Origin of the sequence: Bdellovibrio sp. HCB117 (assembly GCF_047305915.1) — a bacterium.
Taxonomy (GTDB): domain Bacteria; phylum Bdellovibrionota; class Bdellovibrionia; order Bdellovibrionales; family Bdellovibrionaceae; genus Bdellovibrio; species Bdellovibrio bacteriovorus_B.
The window spans coordinates 283,175-303,843 of record NZ_CP178622.1 but is presented as its reverse complement, the minus strand read 5'-3'; the positions used below and the strand labels follow the sequence as shown (position 1 = coordinate 303,843).

18 protein-coding genes and 1 tRNA gene are annotated in these 20,669 nt (G+C 44.9%); 9 read left to right on the top strand and 10 right to left on the bottom strand.

Annotated elements, in window-relative coordinates:
• Window positions 1–9 precede the first annotated feature (9 nt).
• On the bottom strand, window positions 10–702 hold the full coding sequence (locus tag ACLWBD_RS01535; RefSeq protein WP_413569294.1) for a class I SAM-dependent DNA methyltransferase: 693 nt from the start codon (window positions 700–702) through the stop codon (window positions 10–12).
• Window positions 703–1,112: 410 nt separating this feature from the next.
• Here ACLWBD_RS01535 and ACLWBD_RS01530 point away from each other — a divergent pair, with 410 nt between their 5' ends.
• The 4 genes from ACLWBD_RS01530 (at window position 1,113) to ACLWBD_RS01515 (ending at window position 3,352) form a co-directional block, all read left to right on the top strand.
• Window positions 1,113–1,544, top strand: coding sequence for a hypothetical protein (locus tag ACLWBD_RS01530; RefSeq protein ID WP_413569293.1), 432 nt, complete (start codon window positions 1,113–1,115; stop codon window positions 1,542–1,544).
• Between the two features lie 145 nt (window positions 1,545–1,689).
• Entirely contained in the window at window positions 1,690–2,166 is a 477-nt protein-coding gene (locus tag ACLWBD_RS01525; RefSeq protein WP_413569292.1) for a hypothetical protein, read from the top strand.
• Entirely contained in the window at window positions 2,163–2,657 is a 495-nt protein-coding gene (locus ACLWBD_RS01520; protein ID WP_413569291.1) for an SRPBCC family protein, read from the top strand. Before ACLWBD_RS01525 ends, ACLWBD_RS01520 begins: the two co-directional genes overlap by 4 nt.
• Before the next feature lie 218 nt (window positions 2,658–2,875).
• The gene (locus tag ACLWBD_RS01515) at window positions 2,876–3,352 is read left to right on the top strand and encodes a hypothetical protein (RefSeq protein ID WP_063206130.1); all 477 of its coding nucleotides are present in this window, start codon (window positions 2,876–2,878) and stop codon (window positions 3,350–3,352) included.
• A 20-nt stretch (window positions 3,353–3,372) separates the two neighbouring features.
• On the opposite strand, the gene ACLWBD_RS01510 is transcribed toward ACLWBD_RS01515, so the two are convergent.
• Complete coding sequence (locus ACLWBD_RS01510) at window positions 3,373–4,911, bottom strand: hypothetical protein (RefSeq protein ID WP_413569290.1); 1,539 nt, start codon at window positions 4,909–4,911, stop codon at window positions 3,373–3,375.
• A 166-nt stretch (window positions 4,912–5,077) separates the two neighbouring features.
• Here ACLWBD_RS01510 and ACLWBD_RS01505 point away from each other — a divergent pair, with 166 nt between their 5' ends.
• Window positions 5,078–5,482 (top strand): SRPBCC domain-containing protein, encoded by a 405-nt coding sequence (locus ACLWBD_RS01505; protein ID WP_063206128.1) that lies wholly within the window; start codon window positions 5,078–5,080, stop codon window positions 5,480–5,482.
• A gap of 19 nt (window positions 5,483–5,501) precedes the next feature.
• Here the strand turns inward: ACLWBD_RS01505 and ACLWBD_RS01500 are convergent, their stop codons facing one another.
• The 3 genes from ACLWBD_RS01500 to ACLWBD_RS01490 form a co-directional block, all read right to left on the bottom strand.
• Window positions 5,502–6,038 (bottom strand): GNAT family N-acetyltransferase, encoded by a 537-nt coding sequence (locus ACLWBD_RS01500; protein WP_413569289.1) that lies wholly within the window; start codon window positions 6,036–6,038, stop codon window positions 5,502–5,504.
• 233 nt (window positions 6,039–6,271) lie between these two features.
• Window positions 6,272–6,362 (bottom strand) — tRNA-Ser (locus tag ACLWBD_RS01495).
• A gap of 76 nt (window positions 6,363–6,438) precedes the next feature.
• On the bottom strand, window positions 6,439–7,482 hold the full coding sequence (locus ACLWBD_RS01490; protein ID WP_253696563.1) for a linear amide C-N hydrolase: 1,044 nt from the start codon (window positions 7,480–7,482) through the stop codon (window positions 6,439–6,441).
• Window positions 7,483–7,643: 161 nt separating this feature from the next.
• Between ACLWBD_RS01490 and ACLWBD_RS01485 the strand changes: the two genes are divergently transcribed.
• Window positions 7,644–8,618: a 2-hydroxyacid dehydrogenase gene (locus tag ACLWBD_RS01485; protein ID WP_063206125.1), complete on the top strand. Its 975-nt coding sequence runs from the start codon at window positions 7,644–7,646 to the stop codon at window positions 8,616–8,618.
• Here ACLWBD_RS01485 and ACLWBD_RS01480 read toward each other — a convergent pair.
• Both ACLWBD_RS01480 and ACLWBD_RS01475 read right to left on the bottom strand, forming a co-directional pair.
• Complete coding sequence (locus ACLWBD_RS01480; RefSeq protein ID WP_413569288.1) at window positions 8,607–9,023, bottom strand: GFA family protein; 417 nt, start codon at window positions 9,021–9,023, stop codon at window positions 8,607–8,609. The two genes, ACLWBD_RS01485 and ACLWBD_RS01480, sit on opposite strands and share 12 nt — an antisense overlap.
• 51 nt (window positions 9,024–9,074) lie before the next feature.
• Window positions 9,075–10,877 (bottom strand): glycoside hydrolase family 15 protein, encoded by a 1,803-nt coding sequence (locus ACLWBD_RS01475; RefSeq protein WP_413569287.1) that lies wholly within the window; start codon window positions 10,875–10,877, stop codon window positions 9,075–9,077.
• 53 nt (window positions 10,878–10,930) lie between these two features.
• Between ACLWBD_RS01475 and ACLWBD_RS01470 the strand changes: the two genes are divergently transcribed.
• Window positions 10,931–13,177, top strand: a complete 2,247-nt coding sequence (locus tag ACLWBD_RS01470) for a bifunctional alpha,alpha-trehalose-phosphate synthase (UDP-forming)/trehalose-phosphatase (protein ID WP_063206122.1) — start codon at window positions 10,931–10,933, stop codon at window positions 13,175–13,177.
• Here ACLWBD_RS01470 and mqo read toward each other — a convergent pair.
• Both mqo and ACLWBD_RS01460 read right to left on the bottom strand, forming a co-directional pair.
• Window positions 13,167–14,756: a malate dehydrogenase (quinone) gene (gene mqo / locus ACLWBD_RS01465; RefSeq protein ID WP_413569286.1), complete on the bottom strand. Its 1,590-nt coding sequence runs from the start codon at window positions 14,754–14,756 to the stop codon at window positions 13,167–13,169. The genes ACLWBD_RS01470 and mqo overlap by 11 nt on opposite strands.
• Window positions 14,757–14,838: 82 nt before the next feature.
• The gene (locus tag ACLWBD_RS01460) at window positions 14,839–17,208 is read right to left on the bottom strand and encodes a PAS domain-containing protein (protein ID WP_413569285.1); all 2,370 of its coding nucleotides are present in this window, start codon (window positions 17,206–17,208) and stop codon (window positions 14,839–14,841) included.
• Window positions 17,209–17,348: 140 nt separating this feature from the next.
• Between ACLWBD_RS01460 and ACLWBD_RS01455 the strand changes: the two genes are divergently transcribed.
• Window positions 17,349–18,422 carry an NAD(P)H-dependent flavin oxidoreductase gene (locus ACLWBD_RS01455; protein WP_413569284.1) on the top strand — a complete coding sequence of 358 codons (1,074 nt, stop codon included), beginning with the start codon at window positions 17,349–17,351 and terminating at the stop codon, window positions 18,420–18,422.
• 116 nt (window positions 18,423–18,538) lie between these two features.
• Complete coding sequence (locus tag ACLWBD_RS01450) at window positions 18,539–19,957, top strand: methyl-accepting chemotaxis protein (protein WP_063206118.1); 1,419 nt, start codon at window positions 18,539–18,541, stop codon at window positions 19,955–19,957.
• Here the strand turns inward: ACLWBD_RS01450 and ACLWBD_RS01445 are convergent.
• Window positions 19,954–20,604, bottom strand: a complete 651-nt coding sequence (locus ACLWBD_RS01445; RefSeq protein WP_413569283.1) for a substrate-binding periplasmic protein — start codon at window positions 20,602–20,604, stop codon at window positions 19,954–19,956. The genes ACLWBD_RS01450 and ACLWBD_RS01445 overlap by 4 nt on opposite strands.
• Window positions 20,605–20,669 lie beyond the last annotated feature (65 nt).

Genomic DNA, 20,669 nt, shown 5'->3' with positions numbered 1-20,669 from the left:
ACTCGCGTCTTAAGAGCGACTCCAAACGTAGCCGTAGCTCACAGGATAGTCTCGGAACTTTTCCCACTTCGGTTTGACTCGGACCCAGTCATCATTGATTAAACCTTCGTGCATCTCTTCAAGCTTCCAACCTGCCGCGAGCGCAGCTCTGACATGGTCGCTGATAAGATGCAGGTTTGTTTCGATGGCTTTCGAGTTTCCTTCTTTGTCTTTGAAATGGGTTGGCATTCCCGTCATAAAAAAGAAAGGATGCATTCCCACAACGACGAACTTTGCTCCAGGCTTAGCAAGTCGATAAGCCTCTGCATAGACGGGCTTTAAAGTTTTAAGATGCTCATCAACTAAACTCATGATGAGAAGATCATAGTGATTTTCTGAAAGTCCGGTGGATTCAACACTCCCCAATTTCAGTTCCTGATAAATGTTTTTGGCTTTGGCTTTTTCAAGCATCTCTGGTGTTAAATCCAAACCATCGATGGTGTTTACGCCCTTGCTTTTAAGCCAGACTCCGATTCGCCCCGTTCCGCAAGCAAGATCCAGACAAGCTTTCGAATCACTCCAAGACACTGATTCTATTTGATGTAATGTCTGAAGATCTAAAAGATCAGGCACCGAGTTTTCATAAGTCTCTGCCCATTCGCCGTAACCTTCTTTAGCAGAAACGGTGGGATAATTTCTTTGATCAAATTTTTTGAAATCCATTTTCTCTCCGAGAAATGAAATAGGCGCCCGTTAGGCACGTTAGTATGAGTTTTTATTTTTGATTTATTTCTTGCTAGCGGACTTACATAAATACTCCTTTTCCCAAAATGGGGAAATATAGAGAATGCCTTCTCTAAAGGAGCATTTAGTTTTTTTGGATGCTGAGACAGCAACTGGAGCTTCGCCAAAGCTCAGAACTGAATCTACCTGTATTTGCGAAGAGGATCAATCCAAAGTCTCAAACAAAGACTCTGCCGAGCCCCCGGCAGGTCCTTCCCGAAATCCCAGCAGCTGCCGAAATTCCCGCAGGCCAGTTGCAGTCTAAGCTATTGAAATCACACGATCTATTCGCTGGCATCGCCAGTGCAATGCTTCTTTGTGTAACGCAAACAATGACAAGGAGATTTAAAATGAAAACACTTATTGCAACACTTATCGTCCTAGCTTCATTCACTGCAAAAGCTGACGACTTTCAAAATGCGGAAGCAAACTACTTACCGATCCCAACTCAGATAGTTTTCAACAATCACATGGATCGCGCAGTCTGGGTGACTATCTATAACTCTATCAGCCGCATTAGTGATAACGCCTGTTTGCAGCCAGGTGAATCCACTTTCTTCACAGGTTATTACCCGCCTTTCTTTTATCAAGTTCGCGGAGAGGTGAAAGAAAAATTAGACTGTGGTGGTCGCACTTACGATGACATCACCAAAGCAGGAAGAATGACTGGGTGGTATGGCATTGATGCAACGATGTACAGAAAAGGTGATTCGACAGAAATGGATATTCATGATGGGTACAACCCATTGGGTGGCGCGTACCCAGAATTTAATGAGGAGTAGAATATGTAAATAAAATCAAAATCCCCGCAAGAGTGAAACCCTGAGCCGCATCCCGCTCAGGGTTTTGTTTTTAATTAAGACCTTCTCTTAAAATTCAGCGGCAGCTCTATTGACCACCACTGAAGGCAGAAATAAAATTTGTTCTATGAAAATGATTTCACGAGCGCTCGCTTTAATTACGTTAGCATTCAGTGCTAATGGGAAAAACCTTCTGACGATCATCCCAGGTAAACGGTTGAGCGAAGTCTCCATTGGAGATTCCGCCTCTAAGCTTCAAAAGAAGGGCTTCATCAAGGATAACACTCGACAATCGCCTTCTACGACTACATACATGAAAAAGAAAGACTTATTAGTCCGACTGCAAAACGATAAAGCCGTGCAGATTTGGTTTGAAGGTAAAAACTTGGGTGAACTCAGTCTGAACGGAAAAGCTCTACCCGCTAGCGACAACATTAATTCGTTCAAAAATTTCTTCAAAGGTTGCGAAGAATACCAAGGTTCCGGCGGGCAACTTCTTTACTGCGAAAAACGTGGCATCGAAATTACTTCCTCAGGTATGAACGGAAGCGGCGTCAAAATTTCAGTTATTGCTCCAACAGAAGTAGAGAAAATTGTAAAATGAGACTATTAAAAACGGCTATCACCATTCTTCTTACAACATTCTGCGTATCGGCTTTTGGTAAAAGTACCAAAAGCGCAAAGGATAAAATGACGACCACGCTTCCTGCTAAGCATATCAGCATCACTATCAATCGTCCGAGTGACGAAGTTTATCAATTCGCTTCTAATCCTGAAAATCTCCCGCAATGGGCGGCGGGATTGGCGGACGCTACTTTAAGGAAGTCAGGCAATGAGTGGATTACTAATTCACCTATGGGACAAGTTAAAGTTAAGTTCGTCGATAAAAACCCGTACGGCGTCATCGATCACGATGTTGAGCTGCCGTCAGGGGAAGTCGTTAACAATCCACTTCGAGTGATAAAAAATGCATCCGGCAGCGAAGTGATCTTCACTCTTTTCCGTAGACCCAACATGACAGAAGAGATGTTTGCCAAAGACGCTGAGTTGGTCACTAAAGACCTTAAGAAACTAAAATCGATTTTAGAAAAGTAGCAGTTAAGCTTCACCTCAAGACGGCACTTTTATATTAGATTCGTTTCTCTATATGGCAATTTGGCAATGTTAATCTCAGACATCGAGATTCTTTACGGGAAGTGATCAATTTGAGACAAAAAAATCAGATGCATTAAACAAATCGGTGCCACCACTTCTAAAACCTCTTTTCTTTAAGAAAGCGATTGCGCTAAAATCATAAAGAGGTTTACTAGCGCATGCGTTCAGTCCTTCTCTTCAGCCTTATTGGATTATTCTCTTCCGGCACCTTTGCCACCGCAGGCAATCCTGCAATCACTAAATACGAAATACAATCTGAGTCGTCGGTGCAAGAAATTGACGAAAAAGAGCTTGAAGCTCTTATTGAAGCACTCAATGAATTTATTAAGGCCGACCAAAAGTACCGCTCTGACATGGAGCCTATTTTCCGAAATATCCGCAGAGAACTAGCGAAGCTCAAAGAAAAAGGCTTATTAAAAATGGAATTCGACCCGCGCCGTATTTCTAATGATGACCTTGCAGAAAAAATTCGCAAGATGACGGCGTACAAAAAAGTCGCGGGTCCTTCTATGTTAGTAAAAACTATTCATATAGGCATGGTGTGCACAGGTCTTTTAACAGGCAAGTGCACTCGTCTGCCAGAAATTCAAAGACCGGGTCCCGCACCGATCACAAGAGAAACCGGAACAAGGTAATTCTACTATTTAAGCCAACTCTATTGGACATATTGGATGACGATTGTGTCTTGGCCTGAAGAGTTGCCGTGGCTATTGAAAAGGCACGAGCTAAAAGATTGTGTGAAATACTGAGTGGCGATGATGTAAGTAGTGCCTTCCGTGACATTAAAAGTATCCACCATGGGAGGAAAGACCGCTTCTCCGTTTTGATAGCGGTGCACCCCTGTTATAAATGCGTGATTACCTATAAAACCTGCCGCTCCATCCACGGTAAATCGAAACCCAAGATTCCCGGATGTGCAGGAGAATATGTAAGGAGCTATTTTGTAATATGTCATTAAGACCATCCCCGTCGCTGGAGCCGTCCAACTCCGGGTCGACATCGTGACGTAACTAGGTGCTGATGATGTCGTAATACCGGAAACACTGCTAAACGTAATGACTTTGGGAAGGACACTTGCAGAAGCGGCCGTCGTTTGCACGGAGCCGTCGGGAAATTTGAAACCTCCTGTCGTTGATTCCACCTGTCCGCCGACGGTCAAAGCGGAGTTCGGCGTCGTGGTAAGAATTCCTACTTTACCATCTGCAGTCACCGTCATTCGACGGATTCCATTCGTCGCGAAACTCACTGAAAAATTGTCGTTAGTTCCTAAAACGGCGTTCGCTGAAAAAGTGTTTCCTCCGTTAGTGAACATTCCTAAAGACGAAACATTGATACAACCCATAACACCTAATGCATCAAAGCTGACTAGCTGACCGGCGCCGCAATTAAAAGCCGTCACCGCTGAGCCACTTGCATCGCTGGCCAACAGACGATTCGGAATCAGTGACGTGACCCCGGTTCCTCCTTTAGAAACGGGAACCGTTGGAAGTTGCGAAGTAGAGATAGATGAAGAACTGTCGAGCTTGTTGTTGAAAGCGTTCCAGTCCGTAGAACTTAGTAAACCCGTTGAAGAACTACTGGCGGCAGAAGAAGTCGCGCATATCAGAGTGGTGCCATTCCAAGAAAGGTACTGATTGCTTGTGCAAGTGGGTAAGCCCGCTTTCAACAAAAAATCAGAAGCGACATTTGTTCCGAGCTTCTGTGCGGAAAGAGCATAACCAGAGAACGGCACCGAGCGGATATGATTATCCGGCGCAATAGTTCGCCAGCCACTGCCGTCATGAAATTGCACGCGCAAAACACGATAGTCCGTATTGAGTGGAGTATAGGTACTTGTTCCGTTGACACAGTTATAACCAACGCACGCGCCACAAGTATAACTGGTAGAGTTGTTGAAGGCATCCAGAACAGTGAAGCCGCCACTCAATGGAAAATTGATGAGACCCGCACCGATAGGAACATCAAAGACGCCTTTGGAGTTCGTCATATTAATTCCAGTGACTTGCTCTTGATAGATAGTGCACTGACCAGAGGGATTTGTTATTTGAAAAATAAAGCTAACGTTGGAATGCTCTAATGGAGTTCCATCAGATCGAAGGATACGCCCTTGGTACGTGAGTGTCGTAGGCGCTCCGTTCGCTTCTGTCCCAAAATAAGACAGAGCTATGAATACAAGAAACGCTCCGAAATTCATGACATATTTATCGGAATATTCTTCGAATTCTTAAGTTAGGTTGGAGTATTTTGAGACAGCGCAAAGAATTTAATACTTTTCTTGCCAAGCTCCACAGGGCTTTTCATTTACTTGTACTTTCAAATATCGTTACATCTAATGTAATTCCTAAGTAATGAGGCATAAGATGTGTAAAACGATAAAACAAAAGGTTCATTTTAACGCCCCACCTGATGTGATTTACAGTTTACTCACAGACTCTAAAAAGTATGCGTCCCTGACAGGAAAAAAAGCTAAGATCGGAAAGTCAGCCGGAGCTCCCTTTTCAGTTTATGGAGGACAAGCAACAGGAATCATCGTGGAGCTAGTTCGAAATAAAAGAATCGTCCAGGCTTGGAGAGGCCATAGCTTCCCTGAAGGAATATTCTCTATGGCGACTTTCAACTTAAAACCCACCAGCAAAAACGGCACCGAACTTATCTTGATCCATCGGGGCGTGCCCAAGGAAATGATTCCCTCTATCGAGCTTGGTTGGCGCAAATACAACTGGGACCCGATAAAAAGTTATTTGGAAAAGCAGGAAGATAAGTAGGAATGGCCAAGAAAATTGTTTAGATTCCAAACTCCGGGGGATACTTAACACATCCCGAAGCATCGGCAAGAGCGTTGGGATAAAGCTCAATCGCCATAAATGCCTCGTCAGGAACGTCCATCGGCGCCTTGATATTCCATAAGGATGCGGGCTTGTATCCAAATTTTGGATAATACGTAGGATGGCCAAGTAAGATAATGGACGTAAATCCAAGCTCTTTCGCAATATCGTGGCCTCGTTTAATGAGCAGTCCGCCGACACCTTTATTCTGATAAGTGGGTAATACCGACACAGGGCCAAGTGCCAAAGACTTTTGAGATGAGCCATCATCCCGCACAATTTCAATGGGAGTAAAAAGAATGTGGCCAGTAATTTCATTTCCAATGCCACTCGCAACAAGCGAAAGCCGTGGGATAAAATTTTTCGATTTTCGTAGTTTTCCTACGAGTAAAGGTTCTGAGCCGTCCGAATGCTCCACATTCTCAAATGCCTTTTCAATAAGTTTTTGAACTTGCGGAATATCCTCTAAATTTTCTTGTCTGATAGTTATATCCACATTCACTCCGTGGAGCAGTATAGTTGCAAATTAGTTTTAGAAGCATCATCTATATGACCGCCTTGCTGAAACAGAGAGAGATTGGCTCGGCCCTTCGTGGGCCTCGGTCGCTTCGCCGTCGCGCTTTGCGCGATCGCATCGTGCGACTTTTCTCGAACTCTTTCGTTCGAATTGATCGCCGATGTTCGTTGTCTCTAGTTCATTTATTACTGGCTTAGCTTGGAATGTGGAAATGGCGGAGAGAGAGAGATTCGAACTCTCGGTAGGCTTGTGACCTACACACGCGTTCCAGGCGTGCGCCTTCAACCACTCGGCCACCTCTCCGGGACAGGAACGTAAAGAAAAGCCAAGATAGCATTGCGCGTCGCACTATGCAAGCCTGCGTTTGAGTAAAAACGATCTAAAGCCCCATAAACTTGAAAGGCTCGCTAGGCTTAAACGCTTTGGCGACATTACCGGCAAAGGTGTTGCGCTGATCTTTTCCCAAATCCAGCTTCAGAACCTTCCCCGTCTTTTCTGAAAAATCGACGTCCTTGAAATCCACCCAGAACGTATTTGGTGTCAGCGCTGATTCAAAAAAATAGAGCATGCGAAGGTGATCAGCAACCGTTCGCCAGCGTGTAGAGGAAATGTTGGGTTGATTCGGAGTCGTGATACCAAAAGGAACAGAGACGTTTCTAATCACGCTGAACACACTTGCGAGCACCACCACGGGGTCTTTACTCTTGGGAATGGCGTTAATATAAAACGAGGCCCTTGCGAAACGATCTGACGCTCGATTCGTTCCCGGAAGCATGACCGTACCACCAATGTCTTTCCAATAACTTTCCAATGCTAGCTGCTTTTCAAAAGTGGGAGAGTTCGTCATCACTTGATATTCACGTCCATGATGAATAACCGGCTTTCCTTCAATGTATTCGATGATGGCACTGTCCCCTGAAGCATCCGAAAGAGATAAATGAAGTGTCGCCAAACGCTCTTGTCCCGGAACATTCGCGGTAACGATGGTAAAGGGTTCTGACTTTAAAGCGTCAACGGCTTCGGCGACGGTGGCATAATTATCTAAAACGTACTGAGCCCACAATGAAATTGCCAGCCCTGGCTTCTTGCTCAGTTTTGGATATTCGGATTCCACAAGCCAAAGTAAGTTGGTCACCAATCCTTTTTCGTTCATTCCATCCGTTGTCGAAATATCGTAACCAGAGGCAATGACACTTCCATACTTCGATTTCCACTGAACAGAGTTTTTACCCGCCTGCCCGAACCTTTCTATTCCTCTTGGAAAAATCCATAGGTTTGTCATGATGTCTTCTTTCCAATCCATCGAACGTGCGGTGATGACATTGGTTTTTCCGTCCAAATACACAGCTCGAGTGCAAGCCTCTGATTTCGAATAAGCCAGAAGAACAACCATAAAAACAGCTACTAAATTTAGGAATGTCATTTGCGTCCTCATTTTTTTAATCTTAGTAAACTCAATGCCGATTATGACTTGAGAATCTTCCTCTGTCGTTTAGGAAAGATCGCATTGCTAAGACTCACTCTTGCGAAATAGCAGAGGACTCTTCACTGGTTTCCCAGAGCCTTTTCTTTTACGATGTCCTTATGAACCAATCCGATTTGCCTACAGTCTTTTTTACTTTTCCAACAACCACTGAGGTCTTGCAGCAGGCATCTAAAAAATTTGACGTTATTTCTACGGAGCTAGATCTAACGCCCAAAGAAATTTTGTTAAATTTAGAATCTCGTCCAGCAAACGCCATTGTTGTCGGCTCAAAGCAAAAGTGCGATGCCGATTTTATTAAACAACTTCCTTCGCAAGTTCAGATCATCGCAACCTCCAGCGTAGGTTTTGAACACATCGATGTTGAGGCCGCAAAAAAGCGCCGGCTGCAAGCGTCCAATACTCCCGATGTCCTTACTGACTGCACGGCGGATCTGACTCTGCTTTTGCTTTTAGGGGCCAGTCGGCGCGCACGCGAATATGTTCACGTGATAGAAAAAGGATGGACCAAGCCCATGGCTCAGAATGAACTTTTAGGAGTTAAGCTTTCGGGAAGGACTTTAGGCATATTGGGCATGGGTCGCATCGGACAAGCGGTGGCCCAAAGAGCACGCGCCTTCGGCTTGAAGATCCTATATCACAATAGAAAACGACTCAGCACCGAACTAGAAAACGGTGCTACATACTTTAAGACCTTCGAAGAAATGCTTCCTCATTGTGATATAGTTTCCCTGCACGCCCCCGCAACAAACGAAACTAAAAATATTATCAATGAAAAAACACTCCAAATTATGAAAGCACAAAGCATCCTGGTGAATGTGGCTCGCGGTTCCTTAGTCGATGAAACAGCTCTTTTAAAAGCACTCGATTCAGGTAAGATTTTTGCCGCAGGCCTTGATGTTTTTCAAAATGAGCCGTCACCAAATAATCAACTCGTAACGCATGAAAGAGTTTTTCCCACACCTCATATGGCGAGTGCCACGATTGAAACGCGCACGGACATGGGATTAAGGGCCTTAGAAAACGTAGAGCGTGTTCTTATGGGACAAGCTCCGCGCGATCCCCTATGGACCTAGCATCACGTCAGGAAACCAAACTTCTTCCCAACGTTGAGTTTTTGCCTGTTTATCGAGTTTTTTGGGCGACACAGTCACTTCTTCCTGAAAGTTTGCTTCCAATATATGACTATGAACCGCTCCATAGATGGTAGCCGGAGTCTTATAGATAACTCCGACAAGAATTCCACAATTTTTGCAAAAGATAAAATCAGCCGTTCCGGTTCCTTGTTTGTAAAGACCAAGAAGCGATTCGGATTTATATTGGATTTTTAAAAAACCTCGCGGGTCTGAGACGTAAGCGGCGTGATGCTTTACGCAGAAATCACAATCACAAGAGCGAGGTTGAAGATTTGCTGGATCCGTTTCTATTCCCACTTCAACTTCGATATTCTTACAATGACAAGAACCCTTTAAAATGTTCATAACAACAATCTATAAAGGATTCTAATTTCATTTCAAGATTTGTTTTCTTTCTTAAAAAAATGCGGGTGATGTCATCGCTTTATCAATGGCAAATGCGCAGTTGATTAAACCGACGTGACTGTAGGTCTGTGGGAAGTTCCCCCACTGGCTCTGCGTCTCGACGTCGAAGTCCTCACTCATAAGGCCCACGTGGTTCTGGGTTTGAATAATGCTTTGAAGTATTTCTTCAGCCTCTTTGGCTCTTCCCATCTGCGCGAGTGCCTCTACGTACCAGAAGCTACAAGCCAAGAATGCAGACTTTTGGTGACCAAAATCATCTGCATGTTTGTAGCGAAGAAGAAACCCTGGCGAAAGCATCAGCTCTTTTTCAATAGCTTCGACATGTTTCATAGCAGCTTCCTTCGGTTTATCATGAAAATATCCCAGAGTAATAAGCTGTAAGGCACTCGCATCAAGCTCCTCGGATCCCAGTGCTTGTGCATAGGCCTGCTTTTTCTGCGAATAACATTTTTCAAGAAGTTCGCTAGCATAGTTCATGGCCTTCTCCGCCCGCACGGCCAGCTCTTCGTCATTCATCAGACGTGCGACTTTGCGAACCGCCGCGCTTCCGGCCCAGTGGAACATCAACGTGTAAGAATGAATCGCCTGTTTCCCGCGGAATTCCCATACGCCGTTATCCGGCGTTTCCATTGTTTTCTCGATATAGCGTAAGATACTTTTCATCAAACGTACCGAGCTTTGATCAACTCTTCCCACCAACCTCTCGTCAATAAAAAGTCGAAAGACCGCCAGAAGAATTTGTCCGTAGGCATCGTGCTGGATTTGCATTGAGGCTTGATTGCCCACACGCACCGGCTTATTTCCCATATACCCGTGAAGCTCTAACTCAATTTCTGTCATTTCCGGTGAACCATCAATGCAATACACAGGTTGCAATGAAGCAAGATCATGGGGATTCAAATTTTCGACGAAGTGAGCGTACTTTTCCATTTCATCGAAATGCCCCAGTGAATTTAAAGCAGACAACGTGTAGTAAGTATCGCGCAACCAACAGAAACGATAATCCCAGTTTCTGCCTTCGTCGTGAATTTCAGGAAGACTTGTTGTACACGAAGCGATGATTCCGCCCGTGTCTTCATATTGATGAAGTTTCAAAGCGAGAGCGGAACGAATCACTTCTTTCTGAAAAATTTGCGGCAAATGACAGTTTTCAACCCACTTCGTCCAATAATTTTTTGTTCTTTTATGAAAATCTTCGAAAGTTGCTTGCAGTGGGCCTTCCAAAGGAATCCCCCAGGACAAAACAAAGTAAAGATCTTCAGTCACAGTGAATTCTTTTTCTTCGACTATATAGGTGAGCGAAGCATTTGTGGTAAGACGCACGGGCTGTTCTAAGCCTTCATATCGAATGTGATTACTGCCTAGCATGACTCGCGGCTGAATTTTTCCATAATCTCCGACAGGATTGCATTTCACAGTGATGCGCGGACGACCTGATAATTTTTTAATTTTGCGAAAGAGCATCAAGGGTTTATGATAGCGTTCGAACAAATTAAATCGTGGGGCAAAATCGATCACTTCAAATGCACCATCTGTTGTTTCGATACGAGTCGAAAGTATATTGGTGTTCTTAATATAAGATTGTGATGACGAAAAATTCTTCCCTGACGGTGTGAATGAAAATTGTCCGCCTTTTTCTGGATCTAACAGCGGACCGAAAATAAAGCTGGAATCGAATCTTGGCCAGCACAACCAGCTAATATTAGCTTTTGTATCTACTAACGCGGTGTAGGCGCAATTGCCTATCAAGCCGTGATTATAACGATGAGGTGAACCGAACGTAGTGCTTTCCATTTTCAGACCTTTCTTTGAAACCAAAACCCCCATGTTACTTTCGGAGGACCTTGATGTCAGAAAAACCAAAAAGAATTTTTATCAGCAACAGGCTGCCTTTCAACATCACTGCTGACGGCGAACTTAAAAGAGGTAGTGGCGGGCTTGTCTCTGCGTTGCTCGGGGTCAGTCTTGATGAGCCATTTGCCTGGTTTGGTTTTGACACCGACAAAGACGAAGCAGAGCGACTGCAAAACAAAGTCAGCCAAGCGCATCCTCACTTACAAAGTTATCCTGTTTATATTTCGAAAGAAAGGTACGAAAAGTACTACGATGGATTTTCTAATGAAATTATCTGGCCGCTTTTCCACTATGAAAGTCAATTGACAGGTTTTATCCGCGAAAACTGGGAAGCTTACAAAGAAGCAAACCAGATTATGGCCGACGAAATCGTGAAAGTGGCAACCGACAAAGACACTATCTGGATTCATGACTTCCATTTTCTGCTTCTACCTAAGATGCTTCGCGAACGTTTGCCGAACGTTAAAATCGGATTCTTTTTACACATTCCGTTTCCCAGCGCGGAACTTTTCCGCCAGCTTCCCGTTCGCGAAGAAATTCTTTCAGCGATGCTTCACTCAGATCTTATCGGCTTTCATGAGCACTCGTACCTCAGGCAGTTCACGGTGAGTCTAAAATCTATTCTGGGCTTAGATACCTCGTTTTTTAAAGCCGACCTTAACGGACATGCAGCTCATCTGGGTGTTTATCCTATCAGTATTGAAAGTGATGCTTATAAGGCGAAAGCGTCTTCTCCTGAGGTCCAACAAAAATGTGACTATTATGCAAGCGTAAGCAACGTTCCGTTCACTCTTTTGGGCGTCGATCGATTGGATTATACAAAGGGATTGGTTTTAAAGCTGCGCGGTCTTCATAGGGCGTTTACAAAATATCCTGAACTCGTCGGAAAAATTTCACTTTTACAGATCGCCGTTCCGACTCGAGAAAATGTTCAAGCCTACATGGATCTGAAAAAGGAAATCGAGCAACTGGTAGGCTCTATCAACGGACAGTTCGGCACTCCGGATTATATTCCTGTTCATTATATTTTTAAGTCTATTTCTGAAGTTGAGCTTTTAGCTCTGTATAGAAGCTCTAACGCGGCTTTAGTAACGAGCAAGCGAGACGGAATGAATCTTGTCGCCATGGAATACGTCATGGCTCAAGACCTTGAAACTCCAGGATCTTTGATCTTAAGTGAATTTGCCGGAGCTTCTTCCATGCTCAGTGATGCTCTGATCGTGAACCCGTGGGACGTAGATGCCATCGCCGACGCCATCAAACAAGCCTTCGAGATGAGTTTTGATGAGCGCTATGAAAGACTGTCCCATCTGCAAGAGATCTTGTCGCGCTACTCTTCTACCAAATGGGCCCTGGCGTTTCTTAAAGATCTGGAACAAATCACGCAAATCTCCAGCAAAAAAGTTGTAGATATTCAAGCGCCACCGGAATCCTGGCCGAAGCCACTGCATAGCGCTTTGCAGACTAAAAAAATGAAGGTCGTCTTAGACTATGATGGCACGGTCGTGGCCTTAGCAAAGCGTCCCGAACTCGCGACACTGCTTGAGGAAACAAAACATCTTCTTTTATCCTTGCACGAAAAAATGGAAGTCTTCGTTATCAGCGGACGGTCCAAAGAGTTTCTAGAATCTCAGTTTGCCGACATGCCGATTGGCTTAGCAGCCGAACACGGAGCTTACTTCAAATTTCCAGGCGAAACTTGGCAAAGTCGCATAGCCTCTGAGATTCAAGCTTGGTATCCACAAATTGAAAAAGTAATGAATGATTACTCGGACCGCGTCCCCTTAGCATGGGTTGAAAAAAAGAGCGCCTCCCTAGTCTGGCACTTTCGCCAATCGCCAGCGGATTTTGCTAACTTTCAGGCCAAGAAACTTCACGACGAACTGCAAGTCGGTATGGCAAATGAACCTGTTTCTATAGCCATGGGATCAAATATCGTAGAAGCAAAGGCGATCGAATGTAACAAAGGAAACTTTCTGCGCTGGCTTCTTCAGTTGGGAAACACGGACGCGGACTCCATTATCTGTATCGGCGATGACCGCACGGACGAAGACATGTTTAGAGCATTAGGTGAGAAAGGATTTTCAATCAAAGTAGGCCCGGGTATAACCGAAGCCCACTATCGCTTGAAGAATCAAAAAGAAGTTCTTTCGTTTTTGCATGAATTGGTGATTACGAAAGCGAGCATCGTTGCTTCGAAGCATTTCGAACAGCGCCGCGAAAACGACGCTAGTTATTAACAATTTTCTTCTCAGCAGGCAGCTCTCTTACTTTTATAAACTTAAGTTGAAGCTGCTTGCTGCTCCACTCGCGAGTTTTATTTAAAAGCGTCAAATCACTGTTCAGTTTTCTTCCATAGGACGGAATGATTTCCTTTATCTTCGCTTGCCACTCGGGTGTCTGCATGCGTCCTTTAAAAGATCTTTCAACCAGTGTGATCATGATAGGCGCCGCCGTTGAAGCTCCTGGAGACGCCCCCAAAAGAGCCGCGATCGACCCGTCCTCCGAGCCAACAATCTCTGTCCCGAATTCGAGAACTCCCCCTTTTTCTTCGCTTTTCTTTACGATCTGCACACGCTGACCGGCGACTTCTAAATTCCAGTCCGCTTTTTCAGCATTGGGAAAGTACTCTCGAAGGGTCGAAATGCGCTCATCCTCACTGAGCATCAGCTGTTCAATCAAATAACGAGTCAAAGGAATATTGTCTAAACCCGCTTGAATCATCGGAATTATATTACTGGTATTTAGCGAGCGGAATAAATCCCACCAAGATCCATTCATTAAAAACTTTGTCGAAAAAGTCGCGAACGGACCAAACAACAGGGCTTTTTTTCCATCAATCACACGAGTGTCTAAATGAGGAACTGACATAGGAGGCGAACCCACGGATGCTTTGCCATACACCTTGGCTTGATGGCGTTCGATTAAAGACTGGTTTGTTGTCACAAGCCACTCACCACCCACAGAAACTCCACCATATCCTTTGGCTTCGGGAATTCCACTTTTTTGCAAAAGTTTTAAAGCGCCGCCGCCTGCTCCAATGAAGACAAACTTCGCATTATAAGCTTTGTAAGAATCGGCATCTAAGTCTTTTACGATTACATTCCAAGTGGAATCTTCGTTTCTTTTAATATCACGCACTTCATGTCGGACATTGATCTTCACATCAGGATATGTCGACATATGCTCAAAGAAAGCTTTTGTCAGAGAACCGAAATTCACATCTGTGCCAATGTCCATACGAGTTGCGGCAATTCTTTGCGTTGAATCTCGTCCTTCCATCACAAGAGGAATCCATTGTCTGATTTCATCGTGGTTTTCGGAATACTGCATGCCTCGAAAGAGCGGCTCTTGCTGTAAAGCTTCGTAACGCTTCCTAAGATATTGAACGTTGTCTTCACCCCACACGAAACTCATGTGCGGAACGTTTGTGATGAAAGCCTTAGGATCAGGAAGAACTTTCTGTTGAACTTGGTAAGCCCAAAACTGTTTTGAGATTTCAAATGACTCATTAATATCGACGGCCTTCTTCATATTGATACTGCCATCTGCATTTTCTGGGGTGTAATTGAGTTCACAAAACGCCGAATGTCCCGTCCCAGCGTTATTCATGGCTGCGGAACTTTCAGCGGCCACTGCATCCAATCGCTCAAAGACTTCCATGGTCATCTTCGGATCTAACTCCTTCAACAAAGTCCCCAGCGTCGCACTCATGATACCGCCACCGACCAACACGGTGTCTACGGACTTTTCCACTGGTGGATTGTTTGAACACGCCAACAAACAAAAGCACAGCAACAATAAAAAGAGTTTTTGCATAAGTTTTCCCTGTTATAAGAAAACTTCATGTTCGAATGATTCCGTGGGAATCAAAATGAGTATTTTGACAAAGGGTTGCGCCCTAGGCACGCACGTAGCGGTGAACCATGCTGACCAGGTCCACGGAATTGATAGGCTTCGTCAGATGATCGGTATAACCAACACTCAGACATTTTCTGCGGACTTCAGCCATCGCGTGCGCCGTCAGCGCGATGATGGGTTTTTTATAACCCTTTTGGCGCAACTGTTGAGTTGCAGTATATCCATCCATTTCAGGCATCTGAATATCCATAAGAACTATATCGTAGTCACCTTCCAAGGCCTTTGTTTGCGCCACCAATCCGTTATCAACGATGTCAGAACTTGCACCCGCTCGACGAAGGAAATGCTTGATAAGACGTTGATTGTCAGGTGTATCGTCGACGACCAAGACTTTAATTCCCTCCAAAGGCTTTTCAGAATTTTCTTTAGCTTCTGCTGCTGATGATGCAGCGACAACCGGAAGCACGGCCTTCTTCTTTTCAGGCTGATCCTCAATTGTTACTAGAAAAGTACTGCCTTTTCCAAGCAGACTTTCTTTCACAATCACGTCGCCACCAAGGACACGCGCTAAACGACGCGAAAGCGATAGACCTAATCCCGTTCCTCCGAACTTTCTCGTCACTGAGCTATCGGCCTGTACAAAAACTTCGAATATTCTTTCGCGCTGATCTTCCTGTATCCCGATCCCTGTGTCGATCACTTCGAAAGCCGCAACGGTACGGCCCTTCTCTGTTTTTCCAAAAGTACGAATGGAAACACTTCCCGTATGCGTGAACTTGATGGAGTTACTAACTAGATTAATAAGTATTTGTTGAACCCGTGTCGGATCCGAGTGAATTTCTGCAGGCGTCGATGGATCACGCTCGAATCCCAGTTGTAAGCCCTTTTCTGCCGCATTCACGCGCAGTAAAGAAATCACATCGTGAGCAATCGTCTCAGGCTTTAATGGCAAGAACTCTAAAGCCATTTGTCCGGCTTCCACCTTAGAAAGATCCAGGATGTCGTTGATAATAACTGTCAGCTGATGGCCGTTTCTTTGAAGAACTTCCAGGTAATTCACACGTTCTTCATAGGGAAGATTCGGGTCACGTAGAAGATCTGCAAATCCCATGATGGCTCCCAGTGGAGTGCGGATCTCATGAGACATGTTTGCTAAAAAAGCCGACTTCAAATCATTTGCTCGCACAGCTTCTTCTTTAGCAGCCTCAAGATCTTTTCTTGCCATTACCCGATCCGTAACATCAATCGCGTGATCATAAACGCCATAGGGATTTCCATGAGCATCTTTAATTTGGATGTAGGTGAAATCAAAATAGCGCTCTTCTGTCGGACCAAATTCAGTGCGACGCACAGGCACCGGGAATTCAGTACCAACAAAAGGCTCACCGGTTCGAAGAACTTTCCGAACAAGCTCGCCAAATTGCTCAAGCTCTGGCAATGCTTCTAAAAAAGGACGACCTTGCAGGTCTCTACCCGAAAAAATTTTCTGATACTCGTTGTTCAATTTTTCAAACACCATGTCTTCGCCCACCCAGAGAGCCATAGCCGCAGGAGAAACATGGAATATGGCATCTAATTTGTGTTGCTCAAGTGCCAGAGTTTGCTTGGAAGCTTCCAGCTCTTTTCGCATTTCGATGTGGGTAGTAACCTCTGAAGCCAAAATCATAACGCCGTTGATATGACCGTCGTCATCGCGACGAGCACTATAGGTTAAATTGAAATAGCGAATGCGGTCCCCGACGGTGACAGGAATTTCGAAGTGTTGCGAGGTCACCCCGGTGCGATAGACATCATCTAACAGTCCGTGCACTTCGATGGACTCAGGCTGTGCTTGTCGCACAGTCATTCCGGTGGCATCAAATCCCAGAAGCCTTGCGTGAGCTTCGTTCACAAACTCAAAGGTGTGCTCCGGGCCACGAAGGATACATACAAGATGAGGAGTATCTTTGAACAAAGATCGAAAATTATTTCTTTCATTTTCAACAATGCTCTTGGCTTTTTCAACAGCAATGCGCGAAAGAACTTTTTCGGTGACATCTGTCCCCTCAATCAGAATCCCAACAACATTGCCGTGATCAGAAAGAATAGGCTGATAAGTGAAATCCAAAAACTTATCTAGGCGTCCGAGAGGACTTTTAAAATAGACGGGGACTTCAAAACCTTTATAGGGGGTTTTGGTCTGAGAAACCGTGTGCATAATATCAAGAAGACCTTGCTCTTCCAACTCTGGAAGGGCTTCCTTAGCGGTCTTACCAATAATCTCGTTGTGCCCAATTAATTCCAAAAACTTGGGGTTGCCGAATTTAAAAATGAAATGCGCCCCTTCAACGAAGGCCATAAAAGAGGGCGAATTTTGAAATACCTGGATTAACAGGGTTGCGTTAGACTGATCGAAGTTAATGGTTTTCATTGAGTCCCCAGGGGTAGTCATGCGTACCGATTGGGCTCACATGTGTCTCTCGATATTGCTACGTGTCGCATGTAAGCTCAAAATAAAACCTGCTGGGGGCGTTACAATATGGCAAGACAACAAAATAAACGAGATTGTGTATGAAAAACTGGCCCTCTCACAGAATGCAAAAACTCTTTAACATCGAACTTCCGCTTATTCAGGCACCAATGGCCGGCGTGGATTCTGTCGAACTTGCCGCTGCGGTCTCGAATGCGGGGGGACTTGGTTCTTTGGCGTGTGCACTGCTTTCCGTGGATCAACTGCGAGAGGAGTTTAAAAAACTGCGCTCATTGACGACGATGCCGGTGAATCTGAATTTCTTTTGCCATGAAAATCCGAAAAACACGGACGCCCAACAAGCAGGCTGGAAAGAACACCTTAGCAAATATTATCTCCAGCTAGGTCTTGATCCGAACGCCTCCTATCCAACAGCTTTACGTGTGCCGTTTAATGAAGATTACTGCGCTGTCGTCGAAGAACTAAAACCTGAGGTCGTAAGTTTTCACTTTGGTCTACCGTCTTTGGAATTAATGAAACGCTTGCGTAGTGTCGGATGCAAAATTATTTCTTCAGCCACCACTGTTACGGAAGCGCGATGGCTGGAAGAAAGAGGTTGTGACGCCATCATCGCTCAAGGTTTTGAAGCCGGTGGACATCGAGGAAGTTTTTTAACTCACGATATAGCGGCTCAAGTAGGCACTATGGCTTTAGTTCCACAAATAGTGGATGCGGTGAGGGTTCCAGTGATCGCAGCAGGTGGAATAAGCGATGCCCGCGGAATTGCGGCCTCCTTTCTTCTGGGCGCCTGTGGCGTTCAGTTGGGAACAGCCTATCTTTTCTGTCCTGAAGCCAAAGTTTCTAAGCTTTATCTTCAAACACTTCAGCAAGCGACGGACGACCAAACTGTTTTAACTAATGTCTACAGCGGAAAACCGGCACGAGGCATTCGTAATATATTCATCCAAGAAGAAGGACCTATTTCAACACTCGCGCCTCCGTTTCCTTTTGCTGGCCCTGCTGTAAATCCACTTAGAAAAAAATCAGAAGAGCTAGGCCGTAACGATTTTGTGCAGATGTGGTCTGGACAGGCCGCTTCGCTAGGAAGAGTTCTTCCTGCGGCCGAACTCACAAAAAAATTGTCTCGCGAAACTCTGGCGCTTCTTGTGAAGTAGCCTAAAAATGAAAAATTTTGAATAAAACATCTCAAAATGGTCCTGTTATAAGAATGTAAAAGGGCTTTCTGTTTAAGTCGTGGTCTAATCGACAAAGCAGGGAGAGCACTTAACTTATGAAAACATTGCGCGCACGTCTGGCATTGATCTGTGGTCTATTGTCTTTAGCACTTTGTATCGTAGGAATAACAGGTTTCGTTTCACTCAAGACCGTCTCTTCGACTTATGAGCACGTAGCCCAAGTCAATTTACCCAACGCTTTGTTACTACAACAGATGTCTTTAGCGACAGGAAATTCAATTCGCCAAATCATCCGTTTAGGATTCACCGGTCTACCTGACAAAGAAATTGAATATCTTGCGGGTAGATTTAATGACTACGCAAAAAAATACGAAGAAAGTGATATGCGCTATAAAGCGTCCCCTTTTGCCGAAGGTGAAGAAGCGCTTTACCAACCGGTCGCCAAGCATTGGCAGGAAACTTTGCAGGTGGCTTCGACGATGATATCGATGCGACAAAAAGGTGATATTGATTCCTTTCACAAATATTTAGACGGCGAATTTCGCACGGCCTACAATGCTCATGGGAAGGCTCTAGACTCATTGATTAAATTCCAAGAAGAGCAGGCTTTAAGCTGGGCCCAGCGTGCTCAAAGCATTATGAGCACTTCCAGAAATACCGTTATAGTCATCAGCGCCCTAGGTCTGCTTCTAGGTCTTGGGGTGGCTGCATATATCGCTAGTGAACTGCAACGAAGTCTGAAAGGTATCGCGACATCGGTCACCGAAACCAAAAACACAGTTGAACAGGCTTCCGAGCAACTCAATCATGCAAGTCAACAACTTGCCAGCAGCTCTACCGAGGCCGCGGCTTCTTTGGAAGAAACGGTCGCGTCGATTGAAGAACTGACAAGCATGGTTAAACTCAACGCGGGCAACGCGTCTCAGGCTAGCACTCTTTCACGTGGTAGCCAAGAAACAGCTTTACGAGGAGACACCGAGATTCAGAGCCTCATTTCCGCAATGACGGATATTAAAAAATCCTCTCGTAAAATCGAAGAAATTATCACGGTCATTGACGATATCGCGTTTCAAACCAATCTTTTAGCCTTGAACGCTTCGGTCGAAGCCGCTCGCGCCGGAGAGCAAGGAAAAGGTTTCGCCGTTGTCGCAGAGGCCGTAAGATCACTGGCGCAAAGATCCGCCCAAGCTGCAAAAGAAATCACATCCTTGATTAAAGACTCAGTCACTGAAGTTGAAAGAGGTACAGTGATCGCCGACCGAAGTGGCGTTGCGCTGAAAGAAATAGTCACTTCAGTTAAATTGGTCACTGATCTTAATACAGAGATCGCTTCGGCATCGAATGAACAGTCTACAGGTATTGCGCAGATATCAAAAGCCATGAACCAATTGGATCAGGCCACTCAGTCTAATGCCGCTTCTGCAGAAGAAGCCGCCGCGTCTTCCGAGGTCATGCTAAGACAAGCCAAAGTGCTTGGCGAACAAGTTGAAAATCTGCAAAAAATCGTCGGCTAAGGCTTTTTAGGAAGAAGACTTGTTAGATATTCTTCTGTGTATTTTGCAAAGTCACCTTCGTGAAGCTCTATGTGCTTCACGATCGCCTTTGCATCTTCGGACTTCTTAAGTGCAATTCCGTAGCTATCGATGACGATCGGCTTCGGATTTAACTGTAAGACACCTTGATAAGGTCTCAGCTCTGGCTCAGTACCCATGGTGAATCGAAATACAAGTTCATCGGAAAAAGCAAAATCGACACGCTTCGTAGCCACTTTTAAGAAATTGCTAAGCGGTGACGCTACGTTTTCGACTTTCATCTTTCCGGACTCCACGAGCTCTTTAATTCCATCGCGCAGTTCAACACCTTGGATATTACCTGCCGTGTATTTTGCAAGGTCAGAAACTTTACTCCATACAATAGGATGATCTTTTCTTTCGACGATCAGCCAAGCACTTTTATAAAATAACTTTGTGAAAACAAATTGGTCCGTATTTTCGATGGTTCGCACGGGCGCCAAGCCATCAATTTTCGGGTCCTTTACGGCATTCATCTTTGCTCGAATCCACGAGGGCGCAAAAATCACTTTAATATCGTAACCCTTCTTTTCCAGAACTTTCTTTAGACTGTAAAAGACAGCGCCGTTATCAGGCATAGACTCACTCATATGAGGAGGTGCCTCGTGAGTAATAAAAGTAAGAACTCTAGGTTTGGCCAAGACACCGACGGAAA